Raw genomic sequence first — 19,367 nt, 5'->3', positions numbered from 1 at the left:
GCTTCAATCCTGCTCCCACTGGTCTTCCTCGCGCCGCCGGCGCGCGCGGCCCACCGCGATCCGGGTGCGCGTGGTGAACGCGATCAGGCGCGCCACCACCACCGCCAGGTACATCAGGCCGATCAGCATCTCGACGCTGGCCAGCGCGCGCGCATGCACGGTAAGCGGGATCACGTCGCCGATGCCGGTACTCGACAGCAGCGCGAAGCTCAGGTAATTCAGTTCGGTCCAGGTACGCGGCGCGTCCGGGTTGATGGCGGCGGCGAAGGTGCCGGGGTGGACTTCCTGCAGCAGCACGTACAGGTGGGTGAAGGCCCAGGCCAGCAGGGTGAACGTGGCGCCGGCCGCGAACAGCTCGTCGGTGGTGGCCAGTTCGTCGTCCATCATGTAGGCGATCAGGCTGCCAGCCGCATAGAAATAGAACAGCGCTTCCAGCCCGGACGACCAGGCCAGCAGTTCACCTTTGCCGAACAGGATCTGGGTCAGCAGCAGGCCGATGATCGGCACCGCCAGCGCCCAGCTCACCCGCACCTCGCCCGGCGTGCGCCGCACCATGCGGATGGTAAAGGCCAGCACCACGATGCCGAACACATTGAAGGCCACCCGGCCGGCCGGGGTGCCTTCGATGAAGGGATACGCCAGCATCCCGATCAGCTGCACCAGCAGCAGGATGGCGGACGGATGGCGACGGGTATGGATGAACAGGCGCAGTGGCGACATGGCGCAAAACCGGAACGATGATGCGCCATTGTAGGATCAAGGGGGCCCGAACAGCGCTCCGAATGCGCGCGCCGCCGCGGCCGGGTCGGGCTGGCCATACACGCCCGTGATCGCCGCCACCATGTCGGCCCCGCGCGCCACCAGCGGCGCGGCGTTGCTTGGTGTCATGCCGCCGATGACCACCACCGGCAGCGTAATCCCGGCCTTCGCTTCGCTCAGGCGTTCGGGCGGCGTGACGAAGGTGTACTTCTTGACCGGCGACGGATAGAAGCCGCCGAAGGCGACGTAGCTGGCGCCGGCCGCCTGCGCCGCGCGCGCCAGCGCCAGTTCGCCGTAGCACGAGGCGCCGACGATCTTGTCGCGGCCGAGCAGTGCACGCGTAGCGGCAATGCCCTCGTCGCTTTCTCCCAGGTGCACGCCGTCGGCGTCGAGCGCCTGGCACAGGTCGATGTGGTCGTTGATCACCAGCGGCGTGCCATGGCGGCGGCACAGCGCCAGCAAAGCGCCGGCCTGCTCGGCGCGCAGGTCGGCGCCGGCGTCCTTGTGGCGGTACTGCACCAGCGCGGCGCCGCCTGCCAGCGCGGCGTCGGTGGCGGCCAGCAATCGTTCGGTGTCGTCCCAGTTGGGGGTGACCAGGTACAAGCCTCGCATGTCGGCTCCTTTCATGATGACTGCAATATGCGGCGCGGAATGCGCTGCCCCGGCGCCAGCGTGAACGACTCGACCAGCGCGCGGTAGGTATAGGCCTGGGCGCCGTCGAGTGCCTGTTCCAGTTCCTGGCCCAGCGCCAGGCGCGCGACCACGGCGGCCGCCAGCGTGCAGCCGCTGCCGTGGTAGGTGGCCTGCAGCTTCGGCCACTTCCAGCTGCGTACCTCGCGGCCATGATGCAGCCAGGTATTGCGCACGATGTCGTCGGTGGTATCGCCACCGGTGACCAGCACGTGCTCGCATTCCAGCTCACCCAGCAGCGACGCTTCGTGCAGATTGGGCAGCGCGATCGTCGCCAGCGGCAGCAGCGCACGCACGGCAGCAATGGCGTCGCCCTGCCCCAGCGCGTAGCCATGGCCGCTGAACAGCACCGGGTCGAGCACCACCGGCAAATCGGGCTGGCGCTCGCGCAACCCACGCACGATCTCCGCGACGGCGGCGGCATTCGCGCCGTTGCCGGGGATGCCGATCTTGACCGCCTTGATGTCGAATGCCGCCAGCAGCGGCGCCGCCTGCTCGGCGATCAGGCGCGTCTCGACCGGCATCGCGCCGAACACGCGGTTGTTGTCCTGCGCGGTGAGCGCGGTCGCCACCGGCAGCGCGTGCGCACCCTGCGCGGCGATGGCCAGGATGTCGGCCGCCAATCCGGCGCCGCCGCCGGGGTCGAGCCCGGCCAGGACCAGCACGGCCGGCGGGTTGGTGGCGCCGCTCATGGCGTGATCTTTCCTTCAGTCGGCGACGAGGGCGAGGCCGCGAAGCGCTTCGGCATGCGTCCGGCGAGATACGCGTCGCGCCCGGCCAGCACCGCGTGCTTCATGGCGCGCGCCATGCGCACCGGGTCTTGCGCGGCGGCGATGGCGGTGTTCATCAACACGCCGTCGCAGCCCAGCTCCATCGCGATCGCCGCATCCGACGCGGTGCCGACGCCGGCGTCGACCAGCACCGGCACCGTGGCCTGCTCGATGATCAACGACAGGTTCCAGGGATTGAGGATGCCCATGCCCGAGCCGATCAGCGACGCCAGCGGCATCACCGCCACGCAGCCGATCTCCTGCAGGATGCGCGCCTGGATCGGGTCGTCGCTGCAATAGACCATCACGTCGAAGCCGTCGCGCACCAGCGTTTCCGCCGCTTTCAACGTTTCGGGCATGTGCGGGAACAGCGTCTTCTGGTCGCCCAGCACTTCGAGCTTGACCAGCTTGTGCCCACCCAGCAGTTCGCGCGCCATCTGCAGCGTGTAGACCGCGTCCTTGGCCGTATAGCAGCCGGCGGTATTCGGCAGAATGGTGAATTCGGACGGCGGCAGCACGTCCAGCAGGCTCGGTGCGTTCGGGTCCTGGCCGATGTTCACGCGGCGGATCGCGACCGTGATGATTTCGGCACCGGCGGCCAGCGTCGCTTCCCGGGTCTGTTCCAGGTCGCGGTACTTGCCGCTGCCGACCAGCAGGCGCGATCGATAAGGACGGCCGGCGATGGTGAGCACGTCGTCGTTGTTCAGTTCAGTCATTGCGTTCATGTTGTTGTCTCCCTTTCAGCCGCCACCGATGGCGCGCACGATATCCACCCTGTCGTTCTGCTGCAGGCGCCGCGCCGGCCATTGCTGGCGCGGCACCACCTCGCGGTTCACCGCCAGCGCCATGCCCTGTCCGTCCAGGCCCAGTTGCTCGAGCAAGCCGGACAAGGTCTGCCCGGCCGGCACGCTGCACGGCGCGCCGTTGACGTCGATCTGCGTCATTCAGACCTCGCGATACAGTTGGGCGCCGTTCCTGACGAACTCGATCGCCTTTTCCTGCATCCCCTGATGCAGCGCCGCGTCGCCCTGCACGCCATTCGCGGCGGCGTACTCGCGCACTTCCTGGGTGATCTTCATCGAGCAGAAATGCGGACCGCACATCGAGCAGAAGTGCGCCACCTTGGCCGAGTCCTTCGGCAAGGTCTCGTCGTGGAATTCGCGCGCCTTGTCCGGGTCCAGGCCCAGGTTGAACTGGTCTTCCCAGCGGAACTCGAAGCGCGCCTTGGACAAGGCGTTGTCGCGCAGCTGGGCGCCAGGATGGCCCTTGGCCAGGTCGGCGGCATGAGCCGCAATCTTGTACGTGATGATGCCGTCCTTGACGTCGTCCTTGTCGGGCAGGCCCAGGTGTTCCTTGGGCGTGACGTAGCACAGCATGGCGGTGCCGTACCAGCCGATGTTGGCGGCGCCGATGCCCGAGGTGATGTGGTCGTAGCCGGGTGCGATGTCGGTGGTCAGTGGCCCCAGCGTGTAGAACGGCGCCTCGTGGCACTGCTCCAGCTGCAGATCCATGTTCTCCTTGATCAGGTGCAGCGGCACGTGGCCCGGGCCTTCGATGATGGTCTGTACGTCGTGCTGCCATGCGATCCGGGTCAGCTCGCCCAGGGTTTTGAGTTCGGCCAGCTGGGCTTCGTCGTTGGCGTCGTAGATCGAGCCGGGACGCAGGCCGTCACCCAGGCTGAACGAGACATCGTAGGCTTTCATGATGGCGCAGATGTCTTCGAAGTGCGTGTACAGGAACGATTCGCGGTGGTGCGCCAGGCACCATTTGGCCATGATCGAGCCGCCGCGCGAGACGATGCCGGTCAGGCGTTTCGCCGTCATTGGCACGTACCGTAAAAGCACGCCGGCGTGGATGGTGAAGTAGTCGACGCCCTGCTCGGCCTGTTCGATCAGCGTGTCGCGGAAGATCTCCCAGCTCAGCTCTTCGGCCTTGCCGTTGACCTTTTCCAGGGCCTGGTAGATCGGCACGGTGCCGATCGGGACCGGGCTGTTACGGATGATCCATTCGCGCGTCTCGTGGATATGCTTGCCGGTGGAGAGGTCCATCACCGTGTCGGCGCCCCAGCGGATGGCCCAGGTCATCTTCTCGACTTCTTCGCCGATCGACGAAGTGACGGCCGAATTGCCGATGTTGGCGTTGACCTTCACCAGGAAGTTGCGGCCGATGATCATCGGTTCCAGTTCGGGGTGGTTGATGTTGGCCGGGATTACGGCGCGTCCACGCGCGACTTCCGAGCGCACGAATTCGGGCGTGATTTCATTCGGGATGCTGGCGCCGAACGACTGGCCCGGATGCTGGCGGCCCAGCAGATCGGCCACGCGCTGGCCCATCGGGCCGGAAGCCTGCAGCGAGGCGATGTATTCCTTGCGCCGCATGTTTTCGCGCAGGGCGATGAATTCCATCTCGGGCGTCACGATGCCCTGGCGCGCGTAGTGCATTTGCGTGACATTCGCGCCGGCACGGGCACGGCGCGGGGCGCGCTGCAGGTTGAAGCGCAGTGCCGCCAGCGCCGGATCGCCCAGGCGCGCCTGGCCGTAGGCCGAGGTCGGGCCACCCAGCTGCTCGGTGTCGCCGCGGCCTGCGATCCAGAGCGCACGCGGGGTGCCCAGGCCGCTGCGGATATCGATCGCCGCCGCCGGGTCGGTGTAGGGGCCGGAGGTGTCGTACACGTACAGCGGCGGATTCGGTTCGCCGCCGAAGCTGTCGGGTGTGGGTGACTGCGCTATCTCGCGCATCGGCACCCGGATGTCGGGCCGGCTGCCTTCGATATAAACCTTGCGGGAATTGGGTAGCGGCTTGATGGCCGCGTCGTCCACCATGGCGGTGGCCGAATCGAATTTCAGAGGTGCGTTCATGTGGCTCCCTTGCTTGCGGAGCCAGCAAAGGAGGTGCCGGGTATCGTCCGGTGATGCGGCACGGGCGCGGGTGCGCACGGCCACCGGTCGTCGAGATCGGCTGCTTCCCTTCGCTGGCATTATCCAGATCAGGTTCGGAGGGTATTTCTCACCCGCGTACCGTCGGTACGCAGGACCCCTAGCGTTTGCTGCCAAGATGGCAGCAGGCCGATTATGGCCCGTTGTTCATACAGATTGCAAGAACAATTGCAGCGCAACTGTTACAGCATCGGCGGCTCCTCTCCCATCGGCAGCAACTGCAGATCCTCGTTCACCAGCCGCACTTCGACGAACGGCGTCTGCGCCGGCTCGATCGTGCGCGTCACCCGCGGTCCGCCTTCGACCGCCACTTCGAGCTGCACGCTGGCGGCCCCGGTTTTCACGTCCACCGCATCGGCGCGCGAGATGGTCCAGTCGGTGCTCACCCCCGATTTGCTGAACACCTCCTTGCCATCGACCCGCACGCTCACGGTATTGTTCTGGAAGCCTTCGCCCAGCCTTACGCGTAACGTCATGACCGCCCTCGCCTTCTCGCTTGTTACGACAGGAACCCCGGACCAGGCCGCTGCCGGCACCGCGGCTGTCGATAACAGCAGCGGCGCCAGCATGGCCATCACTTTCCACATCATCCTGCACGCCATCATCGCATCACGGCTTGCGCGCGGTTGACGGCGCCGCGGACGATACCGACAACTGGCTCAGGGTCGCATTCGCGCCCTTGTCGTCGCCGATCGCCTTCTGCACGCTCGACAGCGTCATGAGCGCCTGGTCCTGGGTCACCGGATCGAGCACGCGCGACGCGGTCACGTTCGACAGCAGCGCGATGCTTTCCTGCGGCTTGGCTTCGCGCACGCCGAGCGGCTTGCCTTCGCTGGCCGCGGCCTGCCCGCCCGCACCCACGGTCTTGAAGGTGCGGCCCAGGTTGACGCCCTTGATCATGCGCACATAAGTCGCCATCGGATGCGTGTCGAAGCGGTCCAGCACTTCCTCGAACGCTTCGTTACCGGCGCGCAGCGCTTCGCTGTCCGACCCCTGCAGGTACAGCAGCGCGCCCTGGTCGTCGCCCAGGAACAGTTCGGCCATCCGGTCTTCTTCGGCGCTGACCGGATAGCGCACCCGGATCGTGATCAGGTCGGACAGCACCTGCGAGCCGTCCAGCGCCGCATACGCCGCACGTACCCGGTACTGGCCCGGCTGGTCAAAATAGAAGCCGTCCTTGCCGTAGCCGATGTAGGCGCTGTCGCGGATCGCGTCGTTCGCTTTCAGCACGGTGGTGCGCTCGCCCACCAGGTGGTCGATCATCGGCTCATAGGCCTTCACTTCGCCGCTCGGTTTTTGCACGATGACTTTCACCAGCCCGCAATTCGGATGCAGCCAGGTGTGGGCGCGGCGGCCGCGCATGTCGTTCGCCTGCAGCTTCAGTTCGAGCACCACCGGTTCGCCCAGTGCAAAGCTCTTCTGGTGCGTCGAGATCTCGAACCTGAGGCCCGATTCGTCCTCGAGCGGATCGGCCATCACTTCCCTGCCGAGCGAAGCGCCGACCGTGAAGTTGTTGCCGCCCATGATGACGTCGTTGCGGAAGCCGTGACGCAGGTGGATCAGCTCTTCATCGTCGAAGCGGAAGTCGAAGCTGTTCCAGAATCCGGACGCGCCGCCGCCCGGATAGGACCACGGGTAGTTCATCCACGACAGCGCGTCGGGCCGGTTGGCCTTGGGCGGCGAGGCATACGATTTCTGCCACGAGTGCATCAGGTTGAAGCAGTGGCCCAGTTCGTGCACATAGGTGTACAGCTGCAGCCGCAGCTGCTCGGCCGAGGTGCCGCCGATCCCGGCATGGAACACGGCGCAGCCTTGTCGCTGCTTGCCCTGCTGGTCGAACATGATGCCGTATAGGCCGCTGCCCAGGTCGTGGTTCTGCGCCACCAGCTCCCATACGCACCACTGGGCCACGTCGGCCCATAGCGAAAACTGGGTCTGCATCGAGGCGTGCAGCTCGGCATTGCTCCACTTGGCGCCGGCGCCTGCACCGCTGATGTTGACGATGCCGCCCGGGATGGTGGACATGCCGATGCCGGCTTCGCCGAAGGCGCTCACCACGCTGATCGAACGCGCGGCACCGCCCGACGGCAGCGAACCGGTGTTATAGCTGCTGAACATCGGCGTGGTGACATCCGACACGCGGTCGGTTTCGATGCGCACGCTGCGGTAGCGCGTGGTCGAGAACGGACAATGGTAATTCGCGCCCGGCGCATTGGTGACGGTATAGAACTGCAGGCTGGCCGGCGCCTGCGGCAGGAACAGGCTCACGCGCGGGATGGTGACCTGCACCACCGGCGCGCCGGCCGAGAACGTGAAGCGGCCCAGGCCGCGCGCCACGATGCGGGTCGCGGTGACGGTGATCGCCGGGCTGTCCACGGTGAACGAGCCGAAATACGTCGTGGTCTTGCCGACCGTCTGGTAAAAGTCGCCGCTGACGCGTTTCATGGTGCGGCCGCGGTCGACGTCGACCCGCAGCTCGACCTGGAAGCTGCCCAGCGCGCCCTTGTAGCAGCCGCTGACCGCTTTCTTGATGACCGGGATCGGGATCGGCGGGATCGGGATCGGCGGTTTCGGGGTTGGAATCGGTAGCGGCTGCGGCGGTAGATACGGCGTGCCCTCAGCCGCGATGCCGGGCGTTTCTTCGTCGTGCTCGCCCAGTCCCAGTTCGCCGTTCGTCAGGTTCGAGATTTCCTCGTAGCTCATCTGCGCGCCCTGCGCATTACCCTGCTGCGGGTTGATGTCGTCCTGCGCATCGTCGATGACGGACTCGAGCCCGGTAGGATCCAGTGGTGCCATGGTGTTTCTCCTTGCAACAGCATTCATCGCCTGCGCCGCCGCCGGAAATGAAGACAGGTCTGGAGGACAAGCCTGCCATCCTGCACGGCTGCGCGCTCTTGTTTAGCAACAGATAGTTCCCCTCCTCTAAAAAACCTTGTCCTGGTTTGACCGCCGCGGGCAGGACGCGATTCGTCGAGGCTGTCTCAATTTGGCCCGCGAAACGGGTCGTTTAGAGGCAAATCAAAGGAATCCAACAGGATTGCGTCGGTATGCTGCGCCAAGGGGTTGCACCGATGCCGGCGAGATAGGCTGGCGCTGCAAGGTGACCTATAATGTTTTTTTTCGCAAAAATTCAACGCCACCACATCATGGAATTAGCCAAGTCTTTCGAGCCAGCCGACATTGAACAATTCTGGCGCGCCGAGTGGGAAAAGCGCGGTTACTACAGCGCCACCATGGACGAGGGCAAGCCGTCGTTCAGCATCCAGCTGCCGCCGCCGAACGTGACCGGCACCCTGCACATGGGCCACGCGTTCAACCAGACCGTCATGGATGGCCTGACCCGCTACTACCGCATGCGCGGCCACAACACCGCCTGGGTGCCGGGCACCGACCACGCCGGCATCGCGACCCAGATCGTGGTCGAGCGCCAGCTCGACGCCCAGAAGATCTCGCGCCACGACCTCGGCCGCGAGAAGTTCCTGGAAAAAGTCTGGGAATGGAAGGAACAGTCGGGCAACACCATCACCGGCCAGATGCGCCGCCTGGGCACCTCGCCCGACTGGAAGCGCGAATACTTCACCATGGACGAACCGCGCTCGAAGACCGTGGTCGAGGTCTTCGTGCGCCTGTACGAGCAGGGCCTGATCTACCGCGGCAAGCGCCTGGTCAACTGGGATCCGAAGCTGGGCACCGCGGTGTCGGACCTGGAAGTCGATTCGCAGGAAGAAGACGGCTCGATGTGGTACATCCAGTACCCCTTGAGCGATGGCAGCGGACGCCTGACGGTGGCCACCACCCGTCCTGAAACCATGCTGGGCGACGTCGCCGTAGCGGTCGACCCGACCGACGAGCGTTATACCCACTTGCACGGCAAGATGCTGACCCTGCCGCTGACCGGCCGCCAGGTGCCGATCATCGCCGACAGCTACGTCGACAAGGAATTCGGCACCGGCTGCGTCAAGATCACGCCGGCGCACGACTTCAACGACTACGCGGTCGGCCAGCGCGCGGGCCTCGAGCCGATCAACATCTTCACGCTCGACGCCAAGATCAACGAGAATGCGCCCGCGCAGTACCAGGGCCTGGACCGCTTCGCCGCGCGCAAGCAGATCGTGGCCGACCTGGAAGCGCAAGGCTTCCTGGAACAGGTCAAGCCGCACAAACTGATGGTGCCGCGCGGCGACCGTACCGGCGTCGTGATCGAGCCGATGCTGACCGACCAGTGGTTCGTCGCCATGACCAAGCCGGCACCGGAAGGCACCTTCAATCCGGGCAAGTCGATCACCGAAGTGGCGCTGGAAAAAGTCGCCAGCGGCGAGATCAAGTTCGTGCCCGAGAACTGGAGCACGACCTACAACCAGTGGCTGGGCAACATCCAGGACTGGTGCATCTCGCGCCAGCTGTGGTGGGGCCACCAGATCCCGGCCTGGTTCGCCGAAGACGGCCGCATCGTGGTCGCGCGCAGCGAAGAAGAAGCCAGGGCCAAGGCGGCCGAGCAAGGCATCACGGGTGAGCTGACCCGCGACAACGACGTGCTGGACACCTGGTTCTCGTCGGCGCTGGTCCCGTTCTCGACCATGGGCTGGCCGGAAGAAACGCCGGACATGAAGATGTTCCTGCCGTCGTCGGTCTTGGTGACGGGCTTCGACATCATCTTCTTCTGGGTGGCGCGCATGGTCATGATGACCAGCCACTTCACCGGCAAGGTGCCGTTCGAGACCGTGTACGTGCATGGCCTGGTGCGCGATTCGCAGGGCCAGAAGATGTCGAAGTCGAAGGGCAACACGCTCGACCCGATCGACCTGATCGACGGCATCGACCTCGAGCAGCTGGTTGCCAAGCGCACCACCGGCCTGATGGACCCGCGCGCGGCTGAGAAGATCGCCAAGGCCACGCGCAAGGAATTCCCGGACGGGATCCCGGCGTTCGGCGCCGACGCGGTGCGCTTCACGATGGCGAGCTACGCTTCGCTGGGCCGCAACATCAACTTCGACCTGGGCCGCGCCGAGGGTTACCGCAACTTCTGCAACAAGCTGTGGAACGCGACCCGCTTCGTGATGATGAACACCGAGGGTAAGGATTGCGGCGCACCGAAGCCGGAAGACCTGTCCCCGGCCGACCGCTGGATCATCTCGCTGATGAACCGCGTCGAACTCGACATCGCCAAGGGCTTCGCCGACTACCGCTTCGACAACATCGCCAGCAGCATCTACAAGTTCGTGTGGGACGAGTACTGCGACTGGTACCTGGAAGTGGCCAAGGTCAGCGTCCAGCAAGGCAGCGAAGCGCAGCAGCGCGCCACCCGCCACACCCTGCTGCGCGTGCTGGAAGTGATCCTGCGCCTGGCGCATCCGATCATCCCGTTCGTGACCGAAGCGCTGTGGCAGAGCATCGCGCCGCTGGCCGGCAAAACCGGCGACACCATCATGCTGCAGCCGTATCCGATCGCCGACGAGTCGCTGATCGACGAAGGGGCCGAAGCCTGGATGGAACAGTTCAAGCTTCTTACCGACGCCACCCGCAACCTGCGCGGCGAGATGTCGCTGTCGCCGTCGGTACGCGTGCCGCTGATCGTCGAGCCGGGCAACGAAGCGGACCGCGCCAACATGGCCGTGTTCGCACCGTACATCCAGCTGCTGGGCAAGCTGGCCGAGGTGCAGATCGTCGATGCGCTGCCGGAGTCGCCGGCCGCGGTGTCGATCGTCGGCACCACCAAGCTGATGCTGAAGGTCGAGATCGACGTCGCCGCCGAACGCGAGCGCCTGTCGAAAGAGATTGCGCGCCTGCAAGGCGAGATCGCCAAGGCCAACGGCAAGCTGTCGAACGAGAGCTTCGTCGCGCGCGCGCCGGCAGCCGTGGTGGCGCAGGAAAAGGAACGCGTGGCCAACTTCTCGGCGACGCTGGAGAAGATGCAGGAGCAGTTGGGCAAGCTGGCAACGGCTTGATGGGATGACGCTGATTGCGTTCATCAGCGTCCCACCGCTCCCGTTCTTTCGCTGGCAGTAGCACGTCATCCCCGCGCAGGCGGGGACCCGATTTTATTGCGTACCACTTACTTCACACATGGTGGCTACGCGAAGAAACGTGGGTCCCTCTTGCGCGGGGATGACGTTTTCAGGCTGGTAAATGAAAACCTTTCACCCTGCGTCAGCCGACAACTCGCTCCGTCAAATCGCAGTCTGCTATATTTCCCGCATCCGTACTCCGGCCATCGCGCCACGCACACCGATGCAAGCAGCCCCCATCCCCGACAACGAAGCCGAACGCCTGGCGGCGCTGTACGAACTGCTGATCCTCGACACGCCTCCAGAAGAACGCTACGACAAGATCGCCCGCTTCGCCGCGGATGAATTCGATGTGCCGATCGTGCTGGTCAGCCTGCTCGATACCAACCGCCAGTGGTTCAAGGCCAGCGTCGGCACCGACCTGTGCGAGACCGCGCGCGAATACTCGTTCTGCTCGCACGTGATCCTGCGCGACGAGATCCTGGTCATCCCCGATGCGCAGGATGACGTGCGCTTTGCCGACAACCCGATAGTGGTCGGCCCACCGCACATCCGCTTCTACGCCGGCGCCCCGCTGGCGACCGCGCCCGACATCCGCCTCGGTACGCTGTGCCTGATCGACCGCCGCCCGCGCACGCTCGATGCGCTGGAACTGGGCATCCTGGGCACGCTGCGCGACCTGGTGGTGATGGAGATGAAACGCGTCGAGGAGGCGCAGGATGGCTGAACCGATGAACATCCTGCTGGTGGAACCGGAAGCGCTGCTGCGGCGCACGGTGGTGATGACGGCGCGCAGCCTGAACCTGGGCCTGGTGCACGAAGCGGCCAGCAGCGACGCCGCGCTACGCATGCTGCGCTCGCGCAGCTACCATGGCGCGGTGATCGCGGTCGACTGCCTGGGCAGCGGTGGCGGCCGGCGCTACGACCTGAGTCTGATCGACCAGTTGCGCTTCGGCGACGCCGGCAAGCAGGACATCCCGATCGCGATCATGGCCGACCAGGCTACGCCCGAATTATTGAACGAACTGCGCGACCGCAAGATCAGCCGCGTGATCCTGAAACCGTTCCGTGCCAAGGTGTTGCTGGAAACGATTGCCGGCTTCGGCGCGCCGAAGCCGGTTGCAGCGTGATCTGCACGGCTTAGTCCACGCTGCGCCACCACGCCTGCCCTGCATGCGGCCGCTTCAGGTCAAGCGCTTCACCCATCTCGGGCGTAGTCAGGCGCACATTCTTCTCTTGCGCCAGCACGGCGATGCGGTCGAACGGATCCTGCCAGCGGTGCAGGCCGAGGTCGAAGGTGCCGTTGTGGATCGGCAGCAGCCAGCCGGCGTTGAGATCAGTGAAAGCCTGCAGGGTTTCTTCCGGCTGCATATGTACCTCAGGCCACATCTTGTCGTAGGCGCCGGTCTCGACCAGCGCTACGTCGAACGGGCCGTACTTGGCGCCGATCTCCTTGAAGCCCTTGAAGTAACCGCTGTCGCCGCTGAAGAACACGCGCAGGTCGTCGTGCAAGATCACCCACGAAGCCCACAGGGTCGAGTCGCGGTCGAATGGCGTGCGGCCCGAGAAGTGGCGGGCCGGCGTGGCCACCAGGCGCACCGCGCCGACCTTGGTTTCCTGCCACCAGTCGAACTGGCGCACCTTGGCCGCGTCGACGCCCCACTCTACCAGCCGGTCGCCCACGCCCAGCGGCGTCAGGAACACTTCGGTCTTGGCGGCCAGCGCCTTGACCGCGGCATGGTCCAGGTGGTCGTAATGGTCGTGCGACAGGATCACGGCCTTGATCGGCGGCAGCTGTTCGATGCCGATCGGCGGCGCATGGAAGCGCGCCGGGCCGGCCCACTGCACCGGCGAAGCGCGGTCGGAAAATACCGGGTCGGTCAGGTAGAACTCGCCGGCCAGCTTGATCAGCATGGTCGAGTGGCCGAGGCGGTACAGGGTGTTGTCGGGCGCGGCGAGCAGGTCGGCGCGGGTCAACGCGCGTACCGGGATCTTGCCTTTGGGGATGGTGCCGGCCGGCTTGTCGACCATCGCCTTCCACCACAGGCGCGCCATCTCGCCCACGCTGTACTGGCGCACCGGCACCGGGTTGTGGAATTTGCCGTCGTGGTATTGCGGCGAAGTTTGGGCGGACGGGGTCGCGGAAACGGAGGTGCAGGCAGCCATGGTAAGAAGTGCTCCCAGAATGGTGATGGCGAAAAATAAGCGCATGGTCGTAGTGAATTCGTCAAAATTACACTACACAGTGTAGTGTCTTAAATTGAGAAAGTAAACCACTGAGTGTAAAATTCACCCATGACCGCTCCCACCCGCCTTACCGACCGCAAGCGCAGTGCGATCCTGGCCGCCGCCGCCGAACAGTTCCGTACCCATGGCTACGAGAATGCCAGTGTGGACAGCATCGCCGCCCTGGCCGAGGTGTCGAAACGCACCGTCTACAACCATTTCCCGAGCAAGGACCTGCTGTTTGCGGAAACCATCATGCACATGTTCGAAAGCAGCGCCGGCATGCTGGAGCTAAGCTACCGGCCCGACCTGGACCTGCGCGAACAGCTGGAAGAACTGATGCGCCAGAAGATGCGCAGCCTGGGCGACCGCGACTTTCTCGATTTGGCGCGGGTGGCGATCGGCGAAGCGATCCATGCGCCTGAGCGCACGCTGCCGATCCTGGCGCGTCTCAATGAACTGGAAGAAGGCGTGACGCGCTGGATCCGCGCGGCGCAGGAAGATGGGCGGTTGAAACCGGGCGATGCGGCGTTCGCGGCCCATGCGCTGCAGGGCCAGGTCAAGACGTTTGCCTTCTGGCCGCAGATCGCGATGGGCGCGGCGCCGCTGGCGCCGGATGAACAGGAACGGGTGATCGACGCAGCGGTATCGATGTTCCTGGCCTACTTTGCGGTCGATCCCCAGCCGCGCGCCTGAAGCGAACGGCCGGGGCTGCAGCTTACGCGGCCTTGTCGTCCACCTTGCTGTTCTGGACACGCAGCGCGGCTGCGCGGCCTTCCCAGTAGTGGGCATTCTTGATGCCCAGCGCCACCGGATCGAATTCCGGATCTTTGCCGGCTTTCTTCTGGGCTTCGTAATCGCGCAGGCACTTGAACGCGACCTTGTGCAGCAGCACGATGGCCACGATGTTCAGCCAGGCCATCAGGCCGACGCCCATGTCGCCCAGCGCCCAGGCCACGTCGGCGGTCTTCACTGCGCCGTACACGGTGGCGCCGATGATGAACAGTTTCAGCAGGAAGTTCATCCATGGATGGCGCGCGTTGCGGTCCATGTAGGCGATATTGGTTTCGGCGATATAGTAATAGGCCACGATGGTGGTGAAGGCGAAGAACAGCAGCGCGATCGCCACGAACAGCGCGCCGAAGCCCGGCATCACGTTCTCGAGCGCGGTCTGGACATAGCCCGGGCCGGCGGCCACGCCCTGCACGCCGGTGTACAGCACCGCGCCGTCGGGCGCCTCGACGTTGTACTGGCCGGTGATCAGGAGCATGAAGGCGGTGGCCGAGCACACGAACAGGGTGTCGATATAGACCGAGAAGCCCTGCACCAGGCCCTGCTTGGCCGGATGGCTCACTTCGGCGGCCGACGAAGCGTGCGGTCCGGTGCCCTGGCCGGCTTCGTTCGAGTACACGCCGCGCTTGACGCCCCACATGATGGCCATGCCGAGGATGGCACCGAAGCCGGCGTCCAGGCCGAAGGCCGACGAGAAGATCAGCCGGATCACACCAGGCAGCGCCTCGATGTGCAGGAACACGATCACGCAGGCGACCACGATATAGCCCAGCGCCATGAACGGCACCACGTACTCGGCGAAGCTGGCGATGCGCTTGACGCCGCCGAAGATGATGAAGGCCAGCGCGATCGCCAGCACGGCGGCGGTGACGTTGGCGTCGATGCCGGCGGCGGTGCGCAGGCCCTCGGCGATCGAGTTGGCCTGCACGCCCGGCAGCAGCAGGCCGGTGGCGAACACGGTGGTGATGGCGAAGATCCAGGCATACCACTTCATGCCCAAGCCTTTTTCAATGTAGAAGGCCGGACCGCCGCGGTATTGCTTGCCGATCTGTTCCTTGTAGACCTGGCCCAGGGTGGATTCGACGAAGGCCGAGCTGGCGCCCAGGAAAGCCACGGCCCACATCCAGAACACCGCGCCCGGTCCGCCGAAGGTGATAGCGGTGGCCACGCCCGCGATATTACCGGTGCCGACGCGTCCCGCCAGGGTCATGGCCAGCGCCTGGAACGACGACACGCCCTCGTCCGAGGGTTTGCCTTCGCGCATCAGGCGTGTCATCTCGCGCACATGGCGCAACTGAAGGAAGCGCGAGCGCACCGAAAAGTACAGGCCGACGCCCAAGCACAGTGCAATCAGCGCCGGGCTCCAGACCACGCCGTTGATGGCATTCACCAGATCAATCATTTCCACCTCTCGTTATGACGATGGCTTCAAGGCCATCGGTCGAAGACTACGTTGAAAAACATTGCAACAGGAACGTTGCAAAGATACAGGAAGTTGAATGTTCGTCCAGCAATTTTCGTGCCCTCCGTACAGCAAGCGTCGTGGTAGGATCGCGCCATGGACCGCCGAACCGACTACAAGACCGCCCTCATCATTGACGCCGTGATGCACGACGCCGCCGACCAACTGCGCCCCGCCGCGCACCAGCTGGCCCAGCAGGGCGTGCCGCTCGAAGTCAGCCTGCGCGTGCTGACACGGCCGGCCGAGCGGCGCCACCAGGTGACGGACGAGGACGTGCGCAACGCGCCCTAGCCGTCAACGGGACCTGGAAGGAATCCTCTGGTTTATACGCCGCCCGCGGGCGGCAGGGTTTGCTACACTCGGCCTACCAACAACAATACTGGAGACATACCATGCGACACTTCACCAAAGCCGGCCTGGCCGCTACCCTGTTCGCCCTGTCCGCCGCTGCGCTGGCCCAGAACGCTTCGCCGGTCGGCACCTGGAAAACCATCGACGACGAGACCGGTAAACCAAAGGCGCTGGTGCGCATCACCGAAGACGCGGGCATCCTCACCGGCAAGATCGAAAAACTGTTCCGCCCGGCCGACCAGGACCAGAACCCGAAATGCGTGAAATGCAGCGACACGCGCAAGGACCAGCCGATCATCGGCATGACCATCCTGTCGGGGCTGAAAAAGGACGGCAATGAATGGAGCGGCGGCGAGATTCTCGACCCGGCCGCCGGCAAGACCTACAAGAGCAAGGCCGCGCTGAAGGACAACGGCGCCAAGCTCGAAGTGCGCGGCTATATCGGCGCGCCGATGTTCGGCCGCAGCCAGACCTGGGTGCGCGAACAGTAAGCCGTCACGGCAATGAACTCGGCGGCCCGGCGACGGGCCGTCTTCTTTTACAGACCTCCCGATGACCCTGAACCAAGCATATATCTTCCTTGGACTGGCGATCGTGTCCGAAGTGATCGGCACCACCGCCCTCAAAGCCTCCGACAGTTTCACCCGCCCACTGCCGAGCCTGATCACGGTGGGCTGCTACGCGCTGTCGTTCTACCTGCTCACCTTCAGCCTGCGCGTGCTGCCGACCGGCATCGCCTACGCGATCTGGTCCGGCGTCGGCATCGTGCTGATTTCGCTGGTGAGCTGGTTCTGGTTCAAGCAGACGCTGGACCTGGCGGCGATCGCCGGGCTGGCGATGATCGTCGGCGGCGTCATGGTCATCAATCTGTTCTCGAAAAGCGTCGGGCACTAAGAACCTATCCCGATAGGTTTTAAGCGTTCTAAAGGTGTTCCCGGCAAGGGGCGATGTCGGCTATGCTGTCGTCAATATCGATCCCGTTTCCAGATGCCGACAGCATGACTTCGAACACCGTCAACCGCGCCGCGCGCCCCGTCTTTCGCGGGCGGGCGATGCGTTTGCTGCGCCTCTTGAGCCTGGCGGGCGGCGTGTTCGGCATCCTGCTGCCGGCCGCGCTGCTGGCCTCGACCGCGCATGGCATTCCGGACTGGAGCGAACCGTATATCGTGCTGGTCGGCCTGGCGCTGTCTTCCAGCGGCTTTTTCCTGGTGGCGATGACCGGACACCGCATGAAGAACGATCACCTGCTGCGCTCGCTCACCGCCCTGCTGCTGATGGTGCCGTTCGGCGCCAGCGCCATCGTCATCTGGCACGGCAGCAATATGATGATGGTGTACCTGTGCACCTTCCTGCTGGTGCTGACGGTGTTCCTCTATTTTGCCTTCATCTATCCGCTGATGCACGTACCGCAGAAGAAGATTGTGCCGAAGCGGGCGCCGCGGCCGATCCAGTGGACGCCGCTGCGGCGCAAGGGCGCAGCCGGCCGCTTCGGCCAATCGCGCATCGTCCGCTAGTGTCGGCCGCGCCACGGAAATCGGACTCGACGATAGCGCCGTTATCGAACAGCACCAAGCGGTGTTCGTGCACGGCGTTGCCGCGATTACTCAGACGCTGCCGTGCGCCAAATGAATCAGCGGATAAGGTCTTCCCTGTCCATCCAGTGGGGAGCGGCCCGTCCGTTTGAAGCCCATTTTTTCATAAAATCCAATGGCTTGACCGTTCTGCTCATTGACATCGGTTGTCATCGTGGGATGGAGCCTCAAGCCGTGGCAGACCAGCGCTGCACCAATGCCCAGCCCTCTGAAGGCAGGGTCAACGAACAGTGCCTCCATATGGCCGTCGTCAACAAGCATGAATGCCTGAGGATAATCGTTGGCATCCACTGCCAGCCAGAGCACGGCTTTCGGAAGGAAGTCGCAGACCAATTCCTCAATGGCGCTACGGTCTTCCGGATTCAAAAAATCGTGTGTAGCATCAACTGCGCGACGCCAGATGTCGACAGCGCGTGCGCCCTCTTCAGGACGAGAAAGCCGAATAGTAGCCATTGTTTAGCGGTCCGTGTTTAGAAAACCGGGAACATTCTAGCGAGATATGGCGTCGAGTCACGCGAACGGCTGGGCCGCTGGCGTGGGTCGTTCGAACGAACCTCGGGTGGCTTCAGCTATTTCGCAGACTGCGGAGCCGCTACGAGCGCCGAACGGGCATTCACCAAGCCTTTCTCTTGTTGGCTTGCTCGTTCATCCGCTGGCAGCATGTCGACCGCGATTATCAAGGATACCTGCGCCTTTAATTCGGCGGCAGGCTGTCCCACAGGTCGCCCGTCGGGCTGATGCGAGGCGCGGTGACGCCGAAGTGTTGATACGCCAGCGGCGTGGCGATGCGTCCGCGCGGGGTGCGCTGCAGGTAGCCCTGCTGGATCAGGTAGGGCTCGAGCACGTCCTCGATGGTGTCGGCCGCTTCGCCGATTGCCGCCGCCAGGTTGCCGATGCCGACCGGACCGCCGGCGAACTTGAACAGCACCGCTTCCAGGAGTTTACGGTCCATCACGTCGAAGCCGACGGTGTCGACGTCCAGCATCTTCAGTGCGCGGTCGGCCATCTCGCGCGTGATCTCGCCATTGCCCTTCACTTCGGCGTAGTCGCGCACGCGGCGCAGCAGGCGGTTGGCGATACGCGGCGTGCCGCGTGCACGCTTGGCCACTTCGCGCGCGCCGTCCTGGTCGATCGGCGCTTCGAGCAATGCGGCGCTGCGCGCTACGATCTTGGTCAGTTCCTCGACGTTGTAGAACTCCAGGCGCGCCACGATGCCGAAGCGGTCGCGCAATGGATTGGTCAGCATGCCGGCGCGGGTGGTGGCGCCGACCAGGGTGAACGGCTGCAGGTCGAGCTTGACCGAGCGCGCCGCCGGGCCTTCACCGATCATGATGTCGATCTGGTAGTCCTCGAGCGCCGGGTACAGGATCTCTTCGACCACCGGAGATAAACGGTGGATCTCGTCGATGAACAGCACGTCGTTCGGCTCGAGGTTGGTCAGGAGCGCGGCCAGGTCGCCCGGGCGCTCGAGCACCGGGCCCGAAGTCTGGCGCAGGTTCACGCCCATCTCGCGCGCGATGATGTGGGCCAGCGTGGTCTTACCCAGGCCCGGTGGGCCGAACAGCAACGTGTGGTCCAGCGCTTCGCGGCGCTTCCTTGCCGCGCTGATGAAGATTTCGAGTTGGTCTCGGATCTTTTCCTGGCCGACGTATTCGTCCAGCTGCTTCGGCCGCAAGGCGCGTTCGATCGCTTCCTCGTTGGGCGAGGCCGGCGCCGAATCGATGATGCGCTGTTCGGCGAAGTTCCCGTTAAAGTTGTCGGTCTGGATACTCATGTCTTGTTTC

General features: G+C 64.7%; 21 protein-coding genes, 1 pseudogene and 1 riboswitch. Of the genes and pseudogenes, 10 read left to right on the top strand and 12 right to left on the bottom strand.

Annotated features, from left to right (window positions below):
* Positions 1-3: 3 nt before the first annotated feature.
* The 7 genes from RTQ83_RS12460 to RTQ83_RS12430 all read right to left on the bottom strand — a co-directional run bounded on the left by RTQ83_RS12460 (position 4) and on the right by RTQ83_RS12430 (position 5,631).
* Positions 4-720, bottom strand: coding sequence for an ion channel (locus RTQ83_RS12460; protein WP_312514830.1), 717 nt, complete (start codon positions 718-720; stop codon positions 4-6).
* A gap of 36 nt (positions 721-756) precedes the next feature.
* On the bottom strand, positions 757-1,371 hold the full coding sequence (gene thiE / locus RTQ83_RS12455) for a thiamine phosphate synthase (RefSeq protein ID WP_312514828.1): 615 nt from the start codon (positions 1,369-1,371) through the stop codon (positions 757-759).
* Positions 1,372-1,382: 11 nt separating this feature from the next.
* A complete protein-coding gene (locus RTQ83_RS12450) occupies positions 1,383-2,141 on the bottom strand; it encodes a bifunctional hydroxymethylpyrimidine kinase/phosphomethylpyrimidine kinase (RefSeq protein WP_312514826.1) in 759 nt (252 codons plus the stop codon).
* Positions 2,138-2,944 (bottom strand): thiazole synthase, encoded by an 807-nt coding sequence (locus RTQ83_RS12445; protein WP_312514824.1) that lies wholly within the window; start codon positions 2,942-2,944, stop codon positions 2,138-2,140. The genes RTQ83_RS12450 and RTQ83_RS12445 overlap by 4 nt, the downstream gene beginning before the upstream one ends.
* Positions 2,945-2,959: 15 nt before the next feature.
* Entirely contained in the window at positions 2,960-3,163 is a 204-nt protein-coding gene (gene thiS / locus RTQ83_RS12440) for a sulfur carrier protein ThiS (RefSeq protein WP_312514823.1), read from the bottom strand.
* On the bottom strand, positions 3,164-5,077 hold the full coding sequence (thiC, locus tag RTQ83_RS12435) for a phosphomethylpyrimidine synthase ThiC (RefSeq protein ID WP_312514821.1): 1,914 nt from the start codon (positions 5,075-5,077) through the stop codon (positions 3,164-3,166). It lies immediately after the preceding gene.
* Positions 5,078-5,165: 88 nt separating this feature from the next.
* Positions 5,166-5,267: riboswitch (TPP riboswitch) on the bottom strand.
* A gap of 70 nt (positions 5,268-5,337) precedes the next feature.
* Positions 5,338-5,631: a hypothetical protein gene (locus RTQ83_RS12430; RefSeq protein ID WP_312514819.1), complete on the bottom strand. Its 294-nt coding sequence runs from the start codon at positions 5,629-5,631 to the stop codon at positions 5,338-5,340.
* On the opposite strand from RTQ83_RS12430, the gene RTQ83_RS12425 reads away from it, so the two are divergent.
* Positions 5,630-5,785: a hypothetical protein gene (locus RTQ83_RS12425; protein ID WP_312514818.1), complete on the top strand. Its 156-nt coding sequence runs from the start codon at positions 5,630-5,632 to the stop codon at positions 5,783-5,785. The genes RTQ83_RS12430 and RTQ83_RS12425 overlap by 2 nt on opposite strands.
* Here RTQ83_RS12425 and RTQ83_RS12420 read toward each other — a convergent pair.
* Positions 5,765-7,951, bottom strand: a complete 2,187-nt coding sequence (locus RTQ83_RS12420) for a hypothetical protein (protein ID WP_312514816.1) — start codon at positions 7,949-7,951, stop codon at positions 5,765-5,767. The genes RTQ83_RS12425 and RTQ83_RS12420 overlap by 21 nt on opposite strands.
* Positions 7,952-8,301: 350 nt before the next feature.
* Here RTQ83_RS12420 and RTQ83_RS12415 point away from each other — a divergent pair, with 350 nt between their 5' ends.
* The 3 genes from RTQ83_RS12415 to RTQ83_RS12405 all read left to right on the top strand — a co-directional run bounded on the left by RTQ83_RS12415 (position 8,302) and on the right by RTQ83_RS12405 (position 12,290).
* Positions 8,302-11,100 (top strand): valine--tRNA ligase, encoded by a 2,799-nt coding sequence (locus RTQ83_RS12415; protein ID WP_312514814.1) that lies wholly within the window; start codon positions 8,302-8,304, stop codon positions 11,098-11,100.
* A 283-nt stretch (positions 11,101-11,383) separates the two neighbouring features.
* Positions 11,384-11,887 (top strand): GAF domain-containing protein, encoded by a 504-nt coding sequence (locus RTQ83_RS12410; RefSeq protein ID WP_312514812.1) that lies wholly within the window; start codon positions 11,384-11,386, stop codon positions 11,885-11,887.
* Positions 11,880-12,290 carry a response regulator gene (locus RTQ83_RS12405; protein ID WP_312514810.1) on the top strand — a complete coding sequence of 137 codons (411 nt, stop codon included), beginning with the start codon at positions 11,880-11,882 and terminating at the stop codon, positions 12,288-12,290. Before RTQ83_RS12410 ends, RTQ83_RS12405 begins: the two co-directional genes overlap by 8 nt.
* 10 nt (positions 12,291-12,300) lie before the next feature.
* On the opposite strand, the gene RTQ83_RS12400 is transcribed toward RTQ83_RS12405, so the two are convergent.
* Positions 12,301-13,326: an MBL fold metallo-hydrolase gene (locus RTQ83_RS12400; protein ID WP_312514808.1), complete on the bottom strand. Its 1,026-nt coding sequence runs from the start codon at positions 13,324-13,326 to the stop codon at positions 12,301-12,303.
* Between the two features lie 129 nt (positions 13,327-13,455).
* Here RTQ83_RS12400 and RTQ83_RS12395 point away from each other — a divergent pair, with 129 nt between their 5' ends.
* Entirely contained in the window at positions 13,456-14,082 is a 627-nt protein-coding gene (locus RTQ83_RS12395) for a TetR/AcrR family transcriptional regulator (protein ID WP_312514806.1), read from the top strand.
* Positions 14,083-14,104: 22 nt separating this feature from the next.
* Here RTQ83_RS12395 and RTQ83_RS12390 read toward each other — a convergent pair whose 3' ends face one another.
* Positions 14,105-15,580 carry an alanine/glycine:cation symporter family protein gene (locus RTQ83_RS12390; RefSeq protein WP_312514804.1) on the bottom strand — a complete coding sequence of 492 codons (1,476 nt, stop codon included), beginning with the start codon at positions 15,578-15,580 and terminating at the stop codon, positions 14,105-14,107.
* Positions 15,581-15,736: 156 nt separating this feature from the next.
* Between RTQ83_RS12390 and RTQ83_RS12385 the strand changes: the two genes are divergently transcribed.
* The 4 genes from RTQ83_RS12385 to RTQ83_RS12370 all read left to right on the top strand — a co-directional run bounded on the left by RTQ83_RS12385 (position 15,737) and on the right by RTQ83_RS12370 (position 17,505).
* A complete protein-coding gene (locus RTQ83_RS12385; protein WP_312514802.1) occupies positions 15,737-15,931 on the top strand; it encodes a hypothetical protein in 195 nt (64 codons plus the stop codon).
* 101 nt (positions 15,932-16,032) lie between these two features.
* Positions 16,033-16,482 (top strand): DUF2147 domain-containing protein, encoded by a 450-nt coding sequence (locus RTQ83_RS12380; RefSeq protein WP_312514800.1) that lies wholly within the window; start codon positions 16,033-16,035, stop codon positions 16,480-16,482.
* Positions 16,483-16,543: 61 nt separating this feature from the next.
* The gene (locus RTQ83_RS12375) at positions 16,544-16,885 is read left to right on the top strand and encodes an SMR family transporter (RefSeq protein WP_312514798.1); all 342 of its coding nucleotides are present in this window, start codon (positions 16,544-16,546) and stop codon (positions 16,883-16,885) included.
* 104 nt (positions 16,886-16,989) lie between these two features.
* Positions 16,990-17,505: a hypothetical protein gene (locus RTQ83_RS12370; protein ID WP_312514796.1), complete on the top strand. Its 516-nt coding sequence runs from the start codon at positions 16,990-16,992 to the stop codon at positions 17,503-17,505.
* A gap of 90 nt (positions 17,506-17,595) precedes the next feature.
* Here the strand turns inward: RTQ83_RS12370 and RTQ83_RS12365 are convergent, their stop codons facing one another.
* Positions 17,596-18,036 (bottom strand): acetyltransferase, encoded by a 441-nt coding sequence (locus RTQ83_RS12365; protein ID WP_312514794.1) that lies wholly within the window; start codon positions 18,034-18,036, stop codon positions 17,596-17,598.
* A gap of 36 nt (positions 18,037-18,072) precedes the next feature.
* Between RTQ83_RS12365 and RTQ83_RS12360 the strand changes: the two are divergent.
* Positions 18,073-18,281: pseudogene (locus tag RTQ83_RS12360) on the top strand (IS5/IS1182 family transposase); the annotation flags it as partial.
* Here RTQ83_RS12360 and ruvB read toward each other — a convergent pair.
* Positions 18,278-19,357, bottom strand: a complete 1,080-nt coding sequence (ruvB, locus tag RTQ83_RS12355; RefSeq protein WP_312514792.1) for a Holliday junction branch migration DNA helicase RuvB — start codon at positions 19,355-19,357, stop codon at positions 18,278-18,280. The pseudogene RTQ83_RS12360 and the gene ruvB sit on opposite strands and share 4 nt — an antisense overlap.
* Between the last annotated feature and the right edge of the window lie 10 nt (positions 19,358-19,367).

It is taken from the genome of Massilia sp. (genome assembly GCF_031995545.1).
In the GTDB taxonomy this organism is placed as follows: Bacteria; Pseudomonadota; Gammaproteobacteria; order Burkholderiales; family Burkholderiaceae_D; genus Telluria.
The sequence above is the reverse complement of the archived record's forward strand: the minus strand, read 5'-3'. Positions and strand labels throughout refer to the sequence as shown.

Excerpts from the sequence above, each read along its gene's own strand:
- RTQ83_RS12395 (WP_312514806.1), top strand. The coding sequence starts at position 13,456 with ATGACCGCTCCCACCCGCCTTACCGACCGCAAGCGCAGTGCGATCCTG.
- RTQ83_RS12450 (WP_312514826.1), bottom strand. The coding sequence starts at position 2,141 with ATGAGCGGCGCCACCAACCCGCCGGCCGTGCTGGTCCTGGCCGGGCTC.
- RTQ83_RS12375 (WP_312514798.1), top strand. The coding sequence starts at position 16,544 with ATGACCCTGAACCAAGCATATATCTTCCTTGGACTGGCGATCGTGTCC.
- RTQ83_RS12385 (WP_312514802.1), top strand. The coding sequence starts at position 15,737 with ATGGACCGCCGAACCGACTACAAGACCGCCCTCATCATTGACGCCGTG.
- thiE (WP_312514828.1), bottom strand. The coding sequence starts at position 1,371 with ATGCGAGGCTTGTACCTGGTCACCCCCAACTGGGACGACACCGAACGA.
- thiS (WP_312514823.1), bottom strand. The coding sequence starts at position 3,163 with ATGACGCAGATCGACGTCAACGGCGCGCCGTGCAGCGTGCCGGCCGGG.
- RTQ83_RS12410 (WP_312514812.1), top strand. The coding sequence starts at position 11,384 with ATGCAAGCAGCCCCCATCCCCGACAACGAAGCCGAACGCCTGGCGGCG.
- RTQ83_RS12445 (WP_312514824.1), bottom strand. The coding sequence starts at position 2,944 with ATGAACGCAATGACTGAACTGAACAACGACGACGTGCTCACCATCGCC.
- RTQ83_RS12415 (WP_312514814.1), top strand. The coding sequence starts at position 8,302 with ATGGAATTAGCCAAGTCTTTCGAGCCAGCCGACATTGAACAATTCTGG.
- thiC (WP_312514821.1), bottom strand. The coding sequence starts at position 5,077 with ATGAACGCACCTCTGAAATTCGATTCGGCCACCGCCATGGTGGACGAC.
- ruvB (WP_312514792.1), bottom strand. The coding sequence starts at position 19,357 with ATGAGTATCCAGACCGACAACTTTAACGGGAACTTCGCCGAACAGCGC.
- RTQ83_RS12365 (WP_312514794.1), bottom strand. The coding sequence starts at position 18,036 with ATGGCTACTATTCGGCTTTCTCGTCCTGAAGAGGGCGCACGCGCTGTC.
- RTQ83_RS12390 (WP_312514804.1), bottom strand. The coding sequence starts at position 15,580 with ATGATTGATCTGGTGAATGCCATCAACGGCGTGGTCTGGAGCCCGGCG.
- RTQ83_RS12420 (WP_312514816.1), bottom strand. The coding sequence starts at position 7,951 with ATGGCACCACTGGATCCTACCGGGCTCGAGTCCGTCATCGACGATGCG.
- RTQ83_RS12380 (WP_312514800.1), top strand. The coding sequence starts at position 16,033 with ATGCGACACTTCACCAAAGCCGGCCTGGCCGCTACCCTGTTCGCCCTG.
- RTQ83_RS12430 (WP_312514819.1), bottom strand. The coding sequence starts at position 5,631 with ATGACGTTACGCGTAAGGCTGGGCGAAGGCTTCCAGAACAATACCGTG.
- RTQ83_RS12370 (WP_312514796.1), top strand. The coding sequence starts at position 16,990 with ATGACTTCGAACACCGTCAACCGCGCCGCGCGCCCCGTCTTTCGCGGG.
- RTQ83_RS12425 (WP_312514818.1), top strand. The coding sequence starts at position 5,630 with ATGACCGCCCTCGCCTTCTCGCTTGTTACGACAGGAACCCCGGACCAG.
- RTQ83_RS12400 (WP_312514808.1), bottom strand. The coding sequence starts at position 13,326 with ATGGCTGCCTGCACCTCCGTTTCCGCGACCCCGTCCGCCCAAACTTCG.
- RTQ83_RS12405 (WP_312514810.1), top strand. The coding sequence starts at position 11,880 with ATGGCTGAACCGATGAACATCCTGCTGGTGGAACCGGAAGCGCTGCTG.
- RTQ83_RS12460 (WP_312514830.1), bottom strand. The coding sequence starts at position 720 with ATGTCGCCACTGCGCCTGTTCATCCATACCCGTCGCCATCCGTCCGCC.